Here is a 17390-nt window from a genome sequence, read left to right as displayed (position 1 = left end):
CATGGCTATCAACAGTACCAACCTCAATGACGTGATCACGGCTTCTGGTGTCAGTACCGGCACCAAGAAAACGGCCACCGACACCGCCTCCAAGACCGGCACCGATTCGCTGGGCAAGGACGCGTTTCTGCAACTGCTGGTTACCCAGATGCAGCACCAGAACCCGCTCGATCCGCAGGAGAACGGTGAGTTCGTCGCTCAGCTGGCGCAGTTCAGCAGCCTTGAAGGCATCACCTCGCTGAACGAGTCGGTCAACAGCATTACCAGTTCGCTCGGCTCGTCGCAGGCGCTGCAGGCGTCGTCGCTGGTCGGTCGTTCGGTGGTCGTGCAGAACGACAAGGCCGTGGTCGACACCGCCGATAGCTTCAACGGCCAGATCGTTGTGCCGCAGGCCATCAGCGAAGCCAAGATCACGGTCAAGGATAAGGACGGCAACACCGTCAAGACCATCGAGCTGGGTGAGCAGAAAGCCGGTTACGCCGACTTCATCTGGGATGGCACCAACGACAAGGGCGTCAAGGTCGATCCAGGTACTTACACCTTCACTGCCAGCACCACCTTCGAGGGCAAGTCGGTACAGATGAATACGCTGTTGCCGGCCAAGGTCACCAGCGTCAGTTTCAGCGCCAGCGGCGAAATGGTGCTCAACCTTGCCGGCGTCGGCAAGGTCTCTCTCTCCGACGTACAAACCATCGGTATCTAAGGCCAGAACGGCACAAGGAGCAACAGCATGTCTTTCAATATCGGCCTTAGCGGTCTGTACGCAGCCAACAAGCAACTCGACGTTACCGGCAACAACATTGCCAACGTCAACACCACCGGCTTCAAGTCTTCCCGTGCGGAATTTGCCGACGTCTACGCCGGCGCCAACCGCCTCGGTGTGGGCAAGAACCAGATCGGCAACGGTGTGCGTCTGGCGGCGGTCTCGCAGCAGTTCAGCCAGGGTGACGTCAACAACACCGGCAACGTGCTCGACATGGGTATCCAGGGTCAGGGCTTCTTCGTGCTCTCGGACAATGGCAGTCAGGTGTACACCCGTGCCGGTGCGTTCCAGAACAACAAAGACAACTTCGTGGTGACCTCCGATGGTCTGCGTCTGCAGGGCTATGCCGCTGACTCCAACGGCAAGATCCAGAAGGGCATCCTCACCGACCTGAGGATCGACACCTCGGCGCTGGCGCCAAAGGCCACCACCCTGATCGATCAGGGCATCAACCTCAACTCCTCGGCCACCTCGATCCCGCTGCCGGCTTCCCCGCCTGGCCCGGGTGACATCGTCTTCGACCCGTCTGACGAAACCTCGTACACCAAGTCGTTCCCGACCAAGGTTTACGACAGTCAGGGCAACGAGCACACCATGGAGCAGTTCTATCGCAAGACCGACAAGAACGAATGGACCATGTACACCTTGATCGATGGCCGTAACCCGATGGACCCAACCAGCACCGCACCGCTGGTCGGTACTGTCAGCTTCAACGAAGATGGCAGTGTTGCTTCCATGGCCGCCGATCAGGCAGGCCTGCCTGCTGGTGGTGAGTGGAGCGTGACCAATAACACCTTCACCATGAAGGGCTGGATCCCGGCCGAGAAAGACGCTGCCGGTAACTGGGGCTCCAATGGCTCGGCAGGCAATGCCGATGGCATGCGTCTGTCGATGAACAGTACCAGCTCGTACAACAACGAGACCGCGCGCACGTCGCAGTCCCAGGATGGCTACGCCACCGGTACCCTGTCGAGCCTGAGCATCGACTCCACCGGCGTCATGTTCGCCAGCTTCAGCAACCAGCAGTCGCGTGCGATCGGCCAGGTGGCGCTGGCCAGCTTCGCCAACGAGCAAGGCCTGCAGCAGATTGGTGGTACCCGTTGGACCGAGACCTTCTCGTCAGGCATTCCGGGCATCGATTCGCCGAAGACCGGCACCCTGGGCGGCGTCGAGTCCAACTCGCTGGAGGCCTCCAACGTCAACCTGACCCAGGAGCTGGTCGAGCTGATCAAGGCGCAGAGCAACTACCAGGCCAACGCCAAGACCATCTCGACTGAAAGCACCATCATGCAGACCATCATCCAGATGGCTTGATGAAGTACTGAAGTCCAGTGGTAGACGAGCCCCTTCACTGTAAGGGGCTTGTCGTTTTCAGGGGGTGAGCATGAAGAAACTGATCATCGTCAGTGCCGCCGTGTTTTATCTGCTGCAGGCGCAGGCCGGCACTGCGCCGTGGTGGCGTTGGGAGAGCCAGGTGGACGGCCGGCTGGTTTGTTCGCAGTGGTCGCCGGGCGAGGGCTGGAAGCGTTTTGCCGGGCCGTTCAACAATGCTGGTTGCCGGGAACTGTAGCCAATTGCCGTTGGCGGCAAGCAAGCGCCGGATATCCGGCGTGAGTATTTCCCCGTTACCGCCCAAGAGCCCGTAAACACGGGCTTTTTCATGCTTTGTAAAAGTTGGTTCGGAACTTGCTTTATTGCCTGTATAGCAGCGGCGAGCGGCAAGCAATCGCCAGTGCAGCGGAGGAAGACTGTGGACAAGATGCTTTACGTGGCCATGACCGGCGCCAGCCAGAACGCGCTGGCGCAAAAGGCCCATGCCAACAACCTGGCGAACGTTTCAACCAATGGCTTCCAGCGTGACCTGGAGCAGGCGCGCTCGATTCCGGTGTTTGGCGACAGCTTTCCGTCGCGGGCGTTTGCTCTGTCCGAGCGTCCGGCCACCGACTTCACTGGCGGTGCGCTGGTCGAGACCGGCCGTGAGCTGGATGTTGCTGTAGCCGGCAATGGCTTCATCGCCGTGCAGGCCCCTGATGGCAGCGAAGCCTATGTACGCACCGGCAGCCTCAATATCGATGCCTTGGGCGTACTGCGCGCTGGCAACGGCATGCCGGTGATCGGCAATGGCGGCCCGATTGCCGTGCCGCCGGAGCAGAAGGTCGAGATCGGCGAAGACGGCACTATCAGCATTCGCGCTATGGGTGAAGATCCGCGGGTGATGGCCGAGGTCGACCGGATCAAGCTGGTCAACCCGGATATCAAGGGCCTGACCAAAGGCATCGACGGCATGATCCATACCGCCAGCGGCCAGCCGGCGGATGCCGACATCAACGTCAAGGTAGTCTCGGGCTTCCTCGAGTCGAGCAACGTCAATGCCGTCGAAGAAATGACCTCGGTGCTGGCCTTGTCGCGCCAGTTCGAACTGCACGTGAAGATGATGAACACGGCCAAGGAAGGCGATGAAGCCATGGCTCGGGTTTTGCAAATCAGCTAATCAATTTTGAACGGGTGCCGAAAAACAGGCGCGCGAGGAGAACACTATGCTTCCGGCACTTTGGGTCGCCAAGACTGGTTTGTCCGCCCAGGACACCAACCTGACGGTCATTTCCAACAACCTGGCCAACGTTTCGACCACCGGCTTCAAGCGTGATCGCGCCGAATTTCAGGACCTGCTGTATCAGATCAAACGCCAGCCTGGCGCCCAGTCGACCCAGGACAGCGAGCTGCCTTCGGGTCTGCAGGTCGGTACCGGTGTGCGCATCGTCGGCACCCAGAAGAACTTCCAGACCGGCAGCCTGCAAACCACCGAGAACCCGCTCGACCTGGCTGTGAACGGTCGCGGCTTCTTCCAGGTCTTGCAGCCTGACGGCACCGTCTCCTACACCCGTGACGGTACCTTCCACCTGAACTCCGATGGCCAGGTCGTGACCGCCAATGGCTTTGCCCTGGAGCCTGCGATTGTCGTACCCAACGACGCCCAGACCTTCACCGTGGGCCAGGACGGTACCGTGTCGATCACCACCGCCGGCAACCCGGCGGCGCAGATCATCGGCAACCTGCAGACGGCTGACTTCATCAACCCGGCAGGCCTGCAGGCAATGGGCAACAACCTGTTCCTGGAAACCGCCGCCAGCGGCGCACCGCAGGTCGGTACGCCTGGCCTGAACGGCTTTGGCACCACCTTGCAGCAGACCTTGGAAAACTCCAACGTCAGCACCGTGGAAGAGCTGGTCAACATGATCACCACCCAGCGTGCCTACGAGATGAACTCCAAAGTCATCTCGACCGCCGACAAGATGCTCGGGTTCGTCACCCAGCAGCTGTAAACCTTAGGTCGCTGTTGCAGCGCCAGTTCTACCGTGAGGGAAGCGTCATGAGTCGTCTGTTGTCCGTATTCGCCCTGGGTGGGGCGGTGTTGTTGGCCGGTTGCGTCGCGCCGACGCCCAAGCCCAACGACCCGTACTACGCGCCGGTGTTGCCGCGCACCCCATTGCCGGCGTCGGCCAACAACGGCTCGATTTACCAGGCCGGTTTCGAACAGAACCTGTATGGCGACCGCAAGGCGTTCCGGGTGGGTGACATCATCACGATCACCCTCAACGAGCGTACTTCGGCGAGCAAGAGTGCCAACTCGCAGGTGGGCAAGGACAGCAAGGCCAACCTCGGTTTGACCTCGTTGTTCGGCGCCATCCCCAACACCAACAACCCGTTGGGCAGTGGTGACCTGTCGCTCGAGGCCGGCTACAGCGGTAGCCGCGCCACCAAAGGTGACAGCAAGGCGGCCCAGGGCAACACCTTGACCGGTTCGGTCACGGTGACCGTCGCGGAAGTCCTGCCCAACGGCATCATCGCCGTGCGTGGCGAGAAGTGGATGACGCTCAACACCGGCGACGAGCTGGTGCGGATTGCCGGGCTGGTGCGCGCCGATGACATTGCCACCGACAACACCGTGCCGTCGACCCGTGTCGCCGATGCGCGCATCACCTATTCGGGTACCGGCTCGTTTGCCGATGCCAGCCAGCCCGGTTGGCTGGACCGCTTCTTCCTCAGCCCGCTTTGGCCTTTCTGAGTACGGATGCCCATGCTTAATTTCAGGCAGCTGATTGCCGCCACCGTGCTTCTATCCTGTGCGTTCAGTGCCCACGCCGAGCGCCTCAAGGACATCGCCAGTATCTCCGGCGTGCGCACCAACCAGTTGATCGGTTATGGCCTGGTGGTCGGCTTGAACGGCACCGGCGACCAGACCACGCAGACCCCGTTCACCCTGCAGACCTTCAACAACATGCTCTCGCAGTTCGGCATCAAGGTGCCGCCAGGCTCGGGTAACGTGCAGCTGAAGAACGTCGCCGCGGTGTCGATCCATGCGGATCTGCCGGCGTTCGCCAAGCCGGGGCAGGTGGTGGATATCACCGTGTCGTCGATCGGTAACTCCAAGAGCCTGCGCGGTGGCAGCCTGCTGATGACCCCGCTCAAGGGTATCGATGGCAATGTCTACGCCATCGCCCAGGGCAACCTGGTGGTCGGCGGTTTTGACGCCGAAGGCCGCGATGGCTCGAAGATCACCGTCAACGTGCCCTCGGCTGGGCGCATCCCTGGCGGTGCCAGTGTCGAGCGGGCCGTGCCGAGTGGTTTCAACCAGGGCAACAGCCTCACCCTGAACCTCAATCGCCCTGACTTCACCACCGCCAAGCGCATCGTCGACAAGGTCAACGAGCTGCTCGGCCCAGGTGTTGCCCAGGCCCTCGATGGCGGTTCGGTGCGGGTCACCGCGCCGATGGACCCAAGCCAGCGCGTCGACTACCTGTCGATCCTGGAGAACCTCGAGATCGATCCGGGCCAGGCCGTGGCCAAGGTCATCATCAACTCGCGTACCGGCACCATCGTCATCGGCCAGAACGTCAAGGTTTCGCCGGCTGCGGTTACCCACGGCAGCCTCACCGTGACCATTACCGAAGACCCGATCGTCAGCCAGCCGGGGCCGTTCTCCAATGGCCAGACGGCTGTGGTGCCACGCTCGCGCGTGAACGCCGAGCAGGAAGCCAAACCGATGTTCAAGTTCGGCCCGGGCACTACGCTGGATGAGATCGTCCGAGCGGTCAACCAGGTCGGGGCAGCGCCCAGTGACTTGATGGCCATCCTTGAAGCGCTGAAACAGGCCGGTGCTCTGCAAGCCGACCTGATCGTGATTTGAGGACGCTTTAGATGAACTCCAAGAGTCTGGTTTCCAGCCAAGCCGACAGCGGTGCCTACACCGACCTCAACCGCCTGACCTCGCTCAAGCACGGTGATCGTGACAGCGAAGCGAACGTGCGCAAGGTCGCCCAGGAGTTCGAGTCGCTGTTCATCAGCGAGATGCTCAAGGCTTCGCGCAAGGCCAGTGACGTGCTCGCTGAAGACAACGAGCTGAACACCGAAACGGTCAAGCAGTACCGCGACATGTACGATCAGCAGCTGTCCGTGAGCATGTCCCGCGAAGGTGGCGGCATCGGCTTGCAGGATGTGCTGGTGCGGCAGTTGTCCAAGCAGAAAAATCCAGTGGCGACGCCTAACCCGTTCCTGCGCGGCGAAGGCGCTGGCCCGGCGCTGTGGGGGACCAAGGTGGCGACACCGGTACACGGCGATACCAGCAGTGCTGCGCGCAATGACGTGGCTGCGCTCAATTCGCGGCGCTTGTCGCTGCCTGGCAAGCTGACCGATCGGCTGCTGGCCGGGATTGTGCCGTCCGCCGGTAACCCGGCACTGGCCGGCAATGGTGCGGCGCTGCCGGCGCGTGACGGGCAGCTGGTCAATGGCGTGGTCAAGGGCGACTGGGAGCCAGCGCAAGCGTTTGCTGCCGCCGATGGCGGTACGCGCATCCTCGGTCGGGCCATGGCCCAGCCACCGTTGGCGCCGAAAAGGGCCTTCGGCAACAGTGACGAATTCGTCTCGACCATGCTGCCAATGGCTGAACAAGCGGCCAAGCGCATCGGCATCGACCCGCGCTACCTGGTGGCTCAGGCCGCACTGGAAACCGGTTGGGGCAAGTCGGTTATGCGCAACACCGATGGCAGCAGCAGCCACAACCTGTTCGGCATCAAGGCCACTGGCAGTTGGCAGGGCGGTGAAGCGCGGGCGATCACCAGCGAGTTCCGCGATGGCGCCTTCGTCAAGGAGACCGCCGCGTTCCGTTCCTACGACTCCTACCAGGACAGCTTCCACGACCTGGTCAGCCTGCTGCAGAACAATGCGCGCTATCAAGATGCGGTCAAGTCGGCCGATAACCCAGAACAGTTTGTGCGAGAGCTGCAGAAGGCGGGGTACGCAACCGACCCGAACTACGCCAGCAAGATCTCGCAGATTGCTAAACAGATGAAGTCGTACGAGAGCTACGCAATGCTCGGTACCACCACGCAACGTTAAGGGTAGAGAACCATGGCGAGTTTGCTCAATATTGGCATGTCAGGGCTTGGAGCCGCACAGTCAGGGTTGTACACCCTGGGTAACAACATCGCCAATGCCGATGTCGAGAGCTATTCGCGCCAGCAGAACGTGCAGAAGACCAAGGGCGGCCAGCAGACTGGTCAGGTCTTCATCGGTACCGGCACCACTCTGGCCGATGTGCGTCGGGTGTACAACGCGTTCCTCGAAAACCAGTTGCGCACCACCACTTCACTGTCCAGCGATGCCAACACCTACCTCAGCCAGATCACTCCACTGGACAACGCCCTGTCCAGCGCCGATACCGGTATCACCGCAGCGCTGCAGAGTTTTTTCAGCGCGATGCAGGATGCCTCGGCCAAACCGACCGAAGATGCCTCGCGCCAGTTGCTGCTGACCAGCGCGCAGACCTTGGCCAAGCGCTTCAACACGCTGTCGGCCCAGCTTAATCAGCAGAACAGCAACACCAACAGCAACATGGCTTCGCTGGCGACCCAGGTGAACAACCTGACCAAGACCATTGCTGATCTGAATACGCAGATATCCAAGGTCGGCGTGGTCACTGGCCAGCCCAACGATCTGCTTGATCAGCGTGACGGCGCGGTTCGCCAGCTGACGTCGCTGATCGGTGCCGATGTGGTCGAGCAGAAAAACGGCAACTACGACATCTATCTGAAGAACGGCCAGGCGCTGGTATTGGGCAACACCACCCAGACCCTTGGCGTCGAGCCGAGCGCGACCGACCCGACCCGCATGAGCCTGATCCTCAATCGCGGCTCGACCAAGATGGACATCACCAACAGCACCAGCGGTGGTGAACTTGGCGGCCTGATCCGCTACCGCAAGGAAACCCTCGACCCGGCGCTCAACGAGCTCGGTCGCGTGGCACTGGTGGTGGCTGATGCAATCAACAGCCAATTGGCCCAAGGTATCGACAAAGAGGGCAACTTCGGCGCCAGCCTGTTCGGTGACATCAACAGCGCCAAGGCCATCAGCGAGCGCAGCATCGCCAAGCAGGGCAATGCCGGCACCGGCAATATCAACGTGACCATTGCCGACAGCGGCAAGCTTGGCACCAGCGACTATCAGGTTACCTTCAACAACCCGGCGAACCTGAAAGAGTACACCGTGCGCAAGTTGCCGGAAGGCACCGACATGGGCACGCATAACCTCGACGACGACCCGGCGCCGGTGTTCGATGGCTTCAGCCTGTCGGGCAATGGCGGCACCTATGCTGCCGGTGACAGCTTCAAGATCACTCCTACGCGCAATGCTGCGGCCACCATCGAGTCGGTGCTGACCGACCCCAAGCGCCTGGCCATGGCCTCGCCGCTGACCGCTACCAGCGGTTCGGGCAACAAGGGCACTGGCGTGATCACCCAGCCAACCCTTACCACCAAGTTGGACATCTACGACGCAACCGAGCTGAACAAGCTGCAGACCGGCCTCAAGTATTCCACCCCGGTCAAACTGGTGTTCGGCGACGATGGCGCCTCGCCGCAGAGCTACACCCTGTACAACGCCAAGGGTGACTCGATCGGCACCGGCACGATCATCCCCGGCCAGGACAACAAGCTGCAGTTGTCGGTCCCGCTGACCGATGCCAATGGCAACGCCTTGGGCGGCAACTTCACCTTCGAGATGAACGTCAACGGCGCGCCGAAGACCAGCGACAGCTTCAGTGTGGCGCTGACCGGTTCAGGCTCGGCGGATAACCGCAATGCCCAATCGGTTATCGACCTGCAAACCAGGTCCACCGTGGACGTAGGGGCCAATGGCAAGGGCATCAGCATCAGCGACGCCTATGCCAAGCTGGTCTCCAACGTAGGCGGCAAGGCCGGCCAGGCGAAGATGGACAGCGACGCCACCGGTGCGTTGCAGAACTCTGCGCTGGACAGCCGCAATTCCTTGTCGGGGGTCTCGGTCGATGAAGAAACCGGCAACCTGATCAAGTTCCAGCAGTACTACACCGCGTCGTCGCAGATCATCAAGGCGGCCCAGGAAACCTTCGCCACCTTGATCAACAGCCTTTAAGGAGCCGTAGACCGTGCGCATTTCCACTTCGCAGTTCTACAACACCACCAGCGCCAACTATCAGCGCAACCTTGCCAACACGGTGAAGAGCCAGCAGGAAGCCAGCGACAACCTGCGCATCCGTACCGCGGCCGACGATCCGGTAGGCGCCGCGCGTCTCCTGCAGCTTGAGCAGCAACAGAACATGCTCAAGCAGTACAGCGGCAACATCACCAACGTGCGTAACGCGCTCGGCACCAGCGAGAGCACGTTGAATGCCATTGGCAATATTCTGCAGCGGGTCAACGAACTGGCCATCAGCTCGGGCAACGCCGGTTTTACCGACTCCGATCGCAAGGCCAACGCTGATGAACTCGGCTCGCTGGAAGAGCAACTGTTCTCGCTCATGAACAGCAAGGACGAGAACGGCAAGTACCTGTTCTCCGGCTCCAAAGGCGATACCCAGCCTTATGTGAAGAACGCTGACGGCACCTACAGCTACAAAGGTGACCAGACCAGCCTGCAGCTGCAGGTGGGTGACATGCTTAGCCTGGCCGCCAACGAGACCGGTTACGATGCCTTCGAGCAGGCGCTCAATACCAGCCGCACCGAAGCCAAGTTGACCTCGCCTGCCGCGGCAGACTCGCGCATCAACATGTCCAATGGTCAGGTCGCGGGCAGCTCGGTATTCAACGACCGCTTCCGCAGCGGCGAGCCGTACACCATCGAGTTCACCAGCAGCACTCAGTTCAAGATCACGGCCGCCAATGGCGATGACGTGACCAACGAAGCGTCCCAGGGCGGTAAGTTCGACCCCAAGGGCACCAATACCTCGATCAACTTCCGCGGTGTTGACCTGCGCCTTGATATCAGCTTCAAGCCTGGTGACGAAGCCGACTATGATGCCGCGCTGCAAGGCCACTCGTTTACTCTCGGCGCCAAGCCAGACAGCATCAGCGGCACCCGTAGTGCCGGCAATGGCCCGTCCGGCAGCCAGGTCACCGGCGCAAGCATCAGCGATGAAGCCCTGTACAAGGCGGCATTCCCCGCTGGCGGCGCAATCCTCAAGATTTCTGAAATCGACCCGACCCAGTTCGACCTTTACGCCGCGCCGTTGAGCGCTGACAGTCGCCCGGTCAGCAGCGGTACATTGAGCGGCACCGGCACCGCCGCTGACCCGTATACCGCTACTGCGGCCGGGGTGACGTTCACGCTGTCGACCGCCCCGGATGCAGGCGATTCGTTCTCGGTCAAGGCTGATACTCACCAGACCCAGAATGTGCTCGACACCCTCGCCCAGTTGCGCACGGCACTGCGCACGCCGATCGATTCGGACCCGGTCGCCAAGCAGAACTTCAAGGCTTCGCTGGATGCAGCCATTGGCAACATTGGCAGTGCGATCAACCAGGTCAGCTCGTCCGTCAGTGCGATCGGCGGCCGTGGCCAGGCACTGGATGTGCAGGCAGAAACCAACGAAGCGCTGAGCACCGAGAACAGCAAGACCCAGACCTCGATTCGCGAAAGCGATCCGGCCGAAGTGATGCTGCGTCTGCAGCGCCAGACCAACATGCTGCAGGCGTCGCTGCAGGCCTTTGCCAAGGTCGCCGGGTTGTCGCTGGTCAACTACATCTGATTGTTCCAGGCCGGCATCGCCATCCATGCAGGGTCCCGTGAGGGCCCTGCAGCGTGCCACACACTGGATTCGCCATGCTGGCTGTCACAGTGAACCGTAAACCTTGTCAAGGTCGTCATCGTGAGTGATCAGCCCGTCGTCAGCATTGCCATCCCCGCCTTCAATGCTGAATTCTTCCGCGCCACGCTGGCCAGTGCCATCGCCCAGGATTACCCCAATCTTGAGATCGTCGTTTGCGACGACAGTGGCGATCAGCAGATCGAGACCATCTGCGCCGAGCTTGGCAAAGACAGCGCGGTGCCGCTGCGTTACCTGCGCAACCCGGTGCGACTGGGCTTTGCCCGCAATCTGCAGGCGTGTCTGGCACAGGCTTCGGGTGAGCTGATCAAGTTTCTTTGCGATGACGACATGCTGCTCGACAGCTGCATCAGTCGCCAGGCCAAGGTTCTGCAGGAGTTGGCGCAGGTCAGTATGGTCATCTGCCAGCGCCTGGTGTGCTCGGCTGATGACATCCTGCTGCCTTCACGCTCGCTCAACAGCGTCATTGCCCCGCAGAGTGCCGTGCTGATCGGCACAGACCTGTTGGCGAGCATTGCCGACAATGCGCCGAACCTGTTCGGTGGGATCAGCCACGCGCTTTTCCGCCGCGCCCAGGTCGAAGAATACCTAAGCCATCTGGTGCTCGACGGCCAGGGCTTTACCGCGCGCCTTGACCTTGCCTTGTATGCATGTGTGCTGCGCCGGGGCCATCTGGCCAGCCTGGAGCAGGTGCTCAGTGTCGAGCGGGTTCACGCGGCCAGGCTCAGCCACAATGTTGGCGTTATCGAAGCGTTCAAGGTCGAAACCCAGTGGCTGCAACAGATGCTTGCTGCACGTACTGGCGACCTGCCGCCCGCCAATGGCTGGGTCCGTTACCTGCCACTGGCAGCGTTCAATGGCGAGCCGGATCAGCGCTGGGAAGAGTTTGATATCCGCCGTTTCTATTCCGGCCAAATCGCCAACTTCCAGCAGCAGGTCGGCAGTCAAGCACTGAGCTTTGCCGAGCTTTATGCGCAGTGGTTGGCCTGCCGCAACCTGTCGCCGGGGCAACTGCAACTGTTGCCCAAGCGCATCGAGCAATGGCCCAACCAGCCACGCATCGTGCCGGTCATCGTTTGCCAGCAGGGTGATGAGGCGGCATTGCAGGAAACCCTCGATAGCCTGGCTGTACAGTCTTATCCAGGCGCGCAGATTCTGGTGCAGGGCCCGGCTGAGCTGGCCGGCGTGAATGCACCAGGAGTCCGCTACCAGGTCGTCCACGGCACCGGTCTGGCCGAGCTCAATCAGTGGCTGAGCGCCGCTGAGCAACCCGCCGACTGGGTATGGCTGTTGCGCGCCGGCGACCGGGTCCATGCTCACGCATTGGTGATTCTCGCCGAGCGCATGGCCCTGCGCACCGACAGCCTGTGCCTGTATACCGATGAAGACGGCTTCGACAACCTTGAGCCGGGTCGGCCGATCTTCAAGCCGGATTTCAACCTCGATCTGATGCGTAGCCTGCCTTATGTAGGGCGGATGCTTGCGTTCAACGTAACTGCGCTGCGCGCTTTGGGCGGCTTCGATACTGAGTTTTCCGGCATGGCGGCCCATGACCTGCTCTGGCGCATGGTCGAGGCCAAGGGCCTGCACGTCGTAGAGCATGTCCCACAGGTGCTGGTGCAGTGCCAGTCTGGCTATGCCGAATGGTTGGCCGAGGCGGATGCGCAGCAGCAGGCAGCCCGCGTGGTCGAGGCTCATCTGCGTCGCCTTGGCGTCAAGGCGCAGGTGCAGGGCCAGCCGGGCAGCCTGATCTGTCGCGTCAATTACCTGCATGAATCGCCAGCGAGCGTGTCGGTGCTGATCAGCGCAGGACACGACCTGCAGGCGCTCAGGCAGTGTGTCGAATCGCTGTTTGAACACACCCGGTACGCTTACTTCGAAGTGTTGGTAGTGGCTACTGGTGACGAGCCTGCCGACGTCCGCGATTGGCTGCAGGCCATGCGTAGCGTCGGCGCGGATCAGCTGCAGGTGGTCGAGGTGCAGGCGCAGGGCAGGGCCGCAGTGCTCAATCAAGCCAGCCAGCACGCGCGAGGTGATTACCTGCTGCTGCTTGAGAGCGGTTGCGCGCTGTTTGACGGGCAGTGGCTGAGCGCGCTCATGGAGCAAGCCCAGCGCCCGGAAGTGGGTGTGGTGGGGCCGATGCTGTGCGCGGGCGATGGCAAGGTAGTGTCCGCTGGCCTGGTACTTGGCCTGGGCGGTGCTGCCGCCGGCAGCCCCTTCGCCAGCAACAACCTGAACGCAGATGGCTACCTGAACCGCCAGCGCCTGGTGCAGAGCTGGAGTGCGGTGAGCCTGGATTGTCTGTTGGTGCGGCGTGAGCTGTTTGCGCAGTTGCAGGGGCTCGATACTGCCCACCTGCAGGCATCGCAGTTCGACCTTGACCTCTGCCTGCGCGCTCGCGACGCAGGCTATCTGGTGGTTTGGACGCCTTTTTCCCGAGTGGCCAAGCTGTCGCGCGCGGCCGCATCGGCAACGCCTGATCAAGTGCAACTGGCCGACACGCAAGCCTGCTACGACCGCTGGCTGCCGTCGGTGGCGCTGGACCCAGCCTACAACCCTAACCTGAGCTTGAAGCTGGGTAATTTCAATCTTGAGCCTGGCTTGCGCACTGGCTGGGATCCGTTCATCGCCAGGGTCATGCCTTCGGTGCTGGCGCTGCCGACCAATACCACGGCCATCGGCCATTACCGGGTCATTCAGCCATTCACCGAGCTGGAGCGCGCCGGCTGGATTCAAGGGCGTATCAACTACATGACGCCCGGGTTGATCGAACTGCAGCGAGAGCAGCCGGATGTGATGATCCTGCAGTGTCGCTACACCCCGACAAACCTGCACGAAATGGCCCGCTTCAAGCGATTTTCCAATGCCAGACGAATCTACGAGCTGGACGACTACATCGTCGAGCCACCCAAGAAGAACGACCACGCGCGCAATCTGCCAAGCAACATCCGTGAGCTGGTAGCGCAGGGCATTGGCTTGTGTGACCGCGTGGTAGTGTCCACCGAGCCCCTGGCTGACGCCCTGTCGAGCATGCACCAGGACATCCGCGTGGTGCCGAACATGTTGTCTGCACCGATGTGGAAGGGCCTCGCCAGTCGCCGCCAGACCAGTGCTCGCCCGCGCGTCGGATGGGCCGGTGGTACCAGCCACCGGGGCGATCTGGAATTACTGCTGGACGTCATCAAAGCCTTGGTTGGCGAGGTCGACTGGGTCTTCTTTGGCATGTGCCCAGAGCCGCTACGCCCCTATGTCAAGGAGTTTCACCGCGCCGTGTCGCTGGCCGAGTACCCGCGCAAGCTGGCCAGCCTCAATCTCGATCTGGCGCTGGCGCCGCTCGAGCAGAACCTCTTCAATGACTGCAAGAGCAACCTGCGCCTGCTCGAATATGGCGCGTGCGGCTTCCCGGTAATCTGTACCGATTCGCGGGCTTATGCCGGCTATCTGCCCTGCACGCGGGTGAAAGACAACAGTACGGAACAATGGCTGGATGCGATCCGCATGCACCTCTCCGACCCGCAGGCCAGCTATCGCCAGGGTGATGCCTTGCGCGAAGCCGTGCTCCACGACTACATGCTGATGCCGCACCATTTGCAGCATTGGGCCAATGCCTGGCTGGCAGACTGAACCCTGGCGCCGGGCCTGGCCCCGCGCTGCAATGACCACTGAACAGGTGCTTTATGATCAAAACCGCAATTGGCTCGCGCAGTGATGTGACCGTTGTCCTGCTGGGACACGATCAGTCAGGCAGCCGTGCCCGCGCACTGCATTACTATGCTCAGGCTGGCGTACCTTGCATGGCCCTCGAGCCGCTTTCCGAAATGAGCGCCGCCGGGGTCTGGCTTGATCATCTGAGCATGTTGCTCAAGCAAGTGCAGACGCCTTTCGTCAGCTTGGCGCTGGACACCGATTTTGTCTTGCCCACCGCGCTTGATCAGGCGGCAGCGTGTTTGCACGCGCAGCCTCAGGCCGTGGCTGCACAAGGTTATGTGTTGGCTTACGCAGCCGCCAGCAGTGAGGTTGCATATCATAAGGTTGGTTCGGCGTTTGCGCCGCTGCAAGCGCCTGACGCTGTCGCGCGGCTGACGCAGTATGCCCAGGCCGGGCAGCAGGCCTGGCGCGCAGTGCAGCGCGTGGCGATCCTGCAAGGCGCAGTGGCAGCAGTGCCGAGCGAGTTGGATTTCGCTGGCATGCGCGTGGCGTTGTCCTTGGCGCTGCTGGCTCAGGGTGAAGTTGTTCAGCTTGAACAGACCGACGTGCTCACCGAGTGGCAAGCTGGTGACGCGGCCTGTTCCGCCCGCGAGGAGCGCCTGACCCAGACTGTCCGCGCCCTGCGTGAATGGGACGAGGCGCGCGATTGCTTGTGTGCCGGTGATGACGGCTTCGTCCTGCTCAACCAGTTTGTTCGCAACAGTTACGACCTGATCGCGGCGCCGTTGATTTTCACTTCAAAGTGGACCAGCGTGATCGACGATCCGCAGCGCGACTTTGAGCCGCGCCAGGACGTGCAACTGCCTTATTACAATGGCGCCCTGTTTGCCCAACTGACCGAGCTTGAGTTTCTCAATCACGCCTGGCCGACTGGCCAGCAGCACCAGCAGGCCCTTGAAGGGGTATGGGTACGTCAGCGCGATCTGCTGGTGCAACACCCCAACGACACTGCCGAGAGTTTGCAGTACCGCTACTGGCAAGCCTTCGCCATGGGCATGTTCAACGCTGATGTGTGCCGTGAGCTGCTGGCGAGCCTCTCTGCCGAGGCAGATGCGCAACGCCGGCATGAGCTGGTGGACTGGTTGGTACGGCTGGAGCGAGTGCCTGCTGTGGATAATCTACAGCAATTGCAGGTCACGCCGTCGGGGCACGTGCTTGCCGCAATTGCTGCAGCCACCCCGGACGCGAGCGCTCATAAGCGCGTGCTGGCGCACCTGCACAAGCACGCCCCTGCGCAGCTCGCTTATGTCGTGCTTGACCTGGAAAACGACGACCTTGCCTTGCAAGCGACCTTTGACAGCCTGCTGGCCAGCGGCCTGCGCAACTTCAAACTATTGGTGCTCAAAGCCGGCAAACCGCCGACCATCACCACGCCGCGCGACACTCTGCATTTCATCCAAGTCAGTGATAGCAACTGGGTCAAGCATCTCAATCAAGCTGTGGCGCAACTGCCAAGCGAATGGTTGCTGCTGCTCGAGGCTGGCGACGTATTGCTCCCGGGCGGTTTGCTCCGGCTGCAGGTTGAACTGAGCGAAGCGCCTGCCTGCCAGGCGATCGCTGCCAATGAAGTCCAGCGTGACGACGAGGGTCGGCTGCATAGTGTCACGCGGCCGGGTGCCAACCTCGACCTGCTGCGTAGCCAGCCTGGGCTGATGGCGCGGCACTGGTTGCTGCGCCGTCAGGCCTTGCTCGATCTGGGTGGCTACAGCGAAGCCCATCCCAACGCGGCTGAGCTTGACGTGTTGCTGCGCCTGGTCGAAAGCCAGGGGGTGGCCAGCCTGGCGCACATGGACGAGTTCCTTGTGATTGGGCGCCAAGCGTCGCCGGCGTCCAAGCGCGACGCAGTAGCAGTCGTCAATCGCCACCTGACGCAATTGGGCTATCGCAGCCAGGTCAACGATCAGGGCGCGTCTGGGCTGGTGATTGATTTCCGTCACAGCAGCACACCGCTGGTGAGCATTCTGCTGGCGTTCGAGGGCAACCTGGCGCAACTGCAGGCGTGCCTGACCTCGGTACTGCAGCGTACCCGTTACCCGCGCTACGAAATCATCGTCGCGGGTGCCGATCAGGCATTTGCCAGCGAGGCGGCTGCACGGGCATTGGGCGGGCGTGTACGTCTGGTCAGCGCGGCGCCTGGTGCGTCGCGCAGTGATCTGCTGAACCTGGCGGCCAGCCAGGCGCGCGGCGACTACCTGCTGTTGTTGTCCACGCGCTGTCATGTTGTGACCCCGGCCTGGATTGAAGGCTTGCTCAACGAAGCCCAGCGCCCTGAGGTAGGGGTGGTCGGTGCCCGCCTGCTTGAAGCTGCTGACGGCAGCCTGGCGCATGCCGGCTACGAGCTGCTCGCCGGGCCACAGGTGTATTCGCCATGGCAGGGCCTGTCGATGCTCCAGGCAGCCAGCAACAGCTGGGCCTCATCGGTGCGCAGCTGTGCGGCGGTCTCGGCGGATTGCCTGATGGTGCGCAAGGATTTGTTCGACCAATGTGGTGGTCTGCAAGGACTGGCCGGGGCCGATATCAATCTGTGCCTGGCTGCCAAGGAAGCCGGCCTGATGGTGGTGTGGACACCACGTTCGCAGTTGCTGCTCAGCACTGCCGACAGCGTGGTTGCAGATCCTGCAGCAGCGCTTGCCGAGCGCTGGCCTGGGGCCTTCCATGGCGAGGCGCAGTTCGGCCACGCCTGCCTCCCACACTCGCAGCAAGCGTGGCTCGCGCAGCTGTAATAGCTGGCGCGGGAATTGCAAAAGCCGGGTCATGGACCCGGCTTTTTTATGCCGGTGG

At 61.8% G+C, this 17390-nt stretch carries 12 protein-coding genes; all 12 read left to right on the top strand.

Annotated features, from left to right (window positions below; all coding sequences use genetic code 11):
• The first annotated feature begins 1 nt into the window (after window position 1).
• The 12 genes from flgD (at window position 2) to FW789_RS11440 (ending at window position 17332) form a co-directional block, all read left to right on the top strand.
• On the top strand, window positions 2-703 hold the full coding sequence (gene flgD, locus FW789_RS11495; RefSeq protein WP_207072626.1) for a flagellar hook assembly protein FlgD: 702 nt from the start codon (window positions 2-4) through the stop codon (window positions 701-703).
• Window positions 704-730: 27 nt separating this feature from the next.
• Window positions 731-2077, top strand: a complete 1347-nt coding sequence (gene flgE, locus FW789_RS11490; RefSeq protein ID WP_186698603.1) for a flagellar hook protein FlgE — start codon at window positions 731-733, stop codon at window positions 2075-2077.
• Between the two features lie 70 nt (window positions 2078-2147).
• Window positions 2148-2333 carry a hypothetical protein gene (locus FW789_RS11485; protein ID WP_411562008.1) on the top strand — a complete coding sequence of 62 codons (186 nt, stop codon included), beginning with the start codon at window positions 2148-2150 and terminating at the stop codon, window positions 2331-2333.
• A 180-nt stretch (window positions 2334-2513) separates the two neighbouring features.
• Window positions 2514-3254, top strand: a complete 741-nt coding sequence (locus FW789_RS11480) for a flagellar basal body rod protein FlgF (RefSeq protein ID WP_103436627.1) — start codon at window positions 2514-2516, stop codon at window positions 3252-3254.
• A 46-nt stretch (window positions 3255-3300) separates the two neighbouring features.
• On the top strand, window positions 3301-4086 hold the full coding sequence (flgG, locus tag FW789_RS11475) for a flagellar basal-body rod protein FlgG (protein ID WP_101317777.1): 786 nt from the start codon (window positions 3301-3303) through the stop codon (window positions 4084-4086).
• A gap of 47 nt (window positions 4087-4133) precedes the next feature.
• Complete coding sequence (gene flgH, locus FW789_RS11470; RefSeq protein WP_103436628.1) at window positions 4134-4829, top strand: flagellar basal body L-ring protein FlgH; 696 nt, start codon at window positions 4134-4136, stop codon at window positions 4827-4829.
• A 12-nt stretch (window positions 4830-4841) separates the two neighbouring features.
• Window positions 4842-5951 carry a flagellar basal body P-ring protein FlgI gene (locus tag FW789_RS11465; protein ID WP_446431469.1) on the top strand — a complete coding sequence of 370 codons (1110 nt, stop codon included), beginning with the start codon at window positions 4842-4844 and terminating at the stop codon, window positions 5949-5951.
• Between the two features lie 11 nt (window positions 5952-5962).
• The gene (flgJ, locus tag FW789_RS11460) at window positions 5963-7159 is read left to right on the top strand and encodes a flagellar assembly peptidoglycan hydrolase FlgJ (protein WP_411562007.1); all 1197 of its coding nucleotides are present in this window, start codon (window positions 5963-5965) and stop codon (window positions 7157-7159) included.
• Between the two features lie 12 nt (window positions 7160-7171).
• Complete coding sequence (flgK, locus tag FW789_RS11455) at window positions 7172-9211, top strand: flagellar hook-associated protein FlgK (protein ID WP_186698607.1); 2040 nt, start codon at window positions 7172-7174, stop codon at window positions 9209-9211.
• Window positions 9212-9224: 13 nt separating this feature from the next.
• Entirely contained in the window at window positions 9225-10823 is a 1599-nt protein-coding gene (locus tag FW789_RS11450) for a flagellar hook-associated protein 3 (protein WP_446431468.1), read from the top strand.
• A gap of 120 nt (window positions 10824-10943) precedes the next feature.
• Window positions 10944-14525 carry a glycosyltransferase gene (locus tag FW789_RS11445; RefSeq protein ID WP_446431467.1) on the top strand — a complete coding sequence of 1194 codons (3582 nt, stop codon included), beginning with the start codon at window positions 10944-10946 and terminating at the stop codon, window positions 14523-14525.
• 53 nt (window positions 14526-14578) lie between these two features.
• Window positions 14579-17332 carry a glycosyltransferase gene (locus FW789_RS11440; protein WP_446431466.1) on the top strand — a complete coding sequence of 918 codons (2754 nt, stop codon included), beginning with the start codon at window positions 14579-14581 and terminating at the stop codon, window positions 17330-17332.
• Window positions 17333-17390 lie beyond the last annotated feature (58 nt).

This window comes from Pseudomonas sp. 1121_17, assembly GCF_052850745.1.
The sequence above is the reverse complement of the archived record's forward strand: the minus strand, read 5'-3'. Positions and strand labels throughout refer to the sequence as shown.

Coding starts and splice junctions, on each gene's coding strand:
- flgD (WP_207072626.1), top strand. CDS start 2: ATGGCTATCAACAGTACCAACCTCAATGACGTGATCACGGCTTCTGGT.
- FW789_RS11440 (WP_446431466.1), top strand. CDS start 14,579: ATGATCAAAACCGCAATTGGCTCGCGCAGTGATGTGACCGTTGTCCTG.
- flgH (WP_103436628.1), top strand. CDS start 4,134: ATGAGTCGTCTGTTGTCCGTATTCGCCCTGGGTGGGGCGGTGTTGTTG.
- FW789_RS11485 (WP_411562008.1), top strand. CDS start 2,148: ATGAAGAAACTGATCATCGTCAGTGCCGCCGTGTTTTATCTGCTGCAG.
- flgG (WP_101317777.1), top strand. CDS start 3,301: ATGCTTCCGGCACTTTGGGTCGCCAAGACTGGTTTGTCCGCCCAGGAC.
- flgK (WP_186698607.1), top strand. CDS start 7,172: ATGGCGAGTTTGCTCAATATTGGCATGTCAGGGCTTGGAGCCGCACAG.
- FW789_RS11465 (WP_446431469.1), top strand. CDS start 4,842: ATGCTTAATTTCAGGCAGCTGATTGCCGCCACCGTGCTTCTATCCTGT.
- flgJ (WP_411562007.1), top strand. CDS start 5,963: ATGAACTCCAAGAGTCTGGTTTCCAGCCAAGCCGACAGCGGTGCCTAC.
- flgE (WP_186698603.1), top strand. CDS start 731: ATGTCTTTCAATATCGGCCTTAGCGGTCTGTACGCAGCCAACAAGCAA.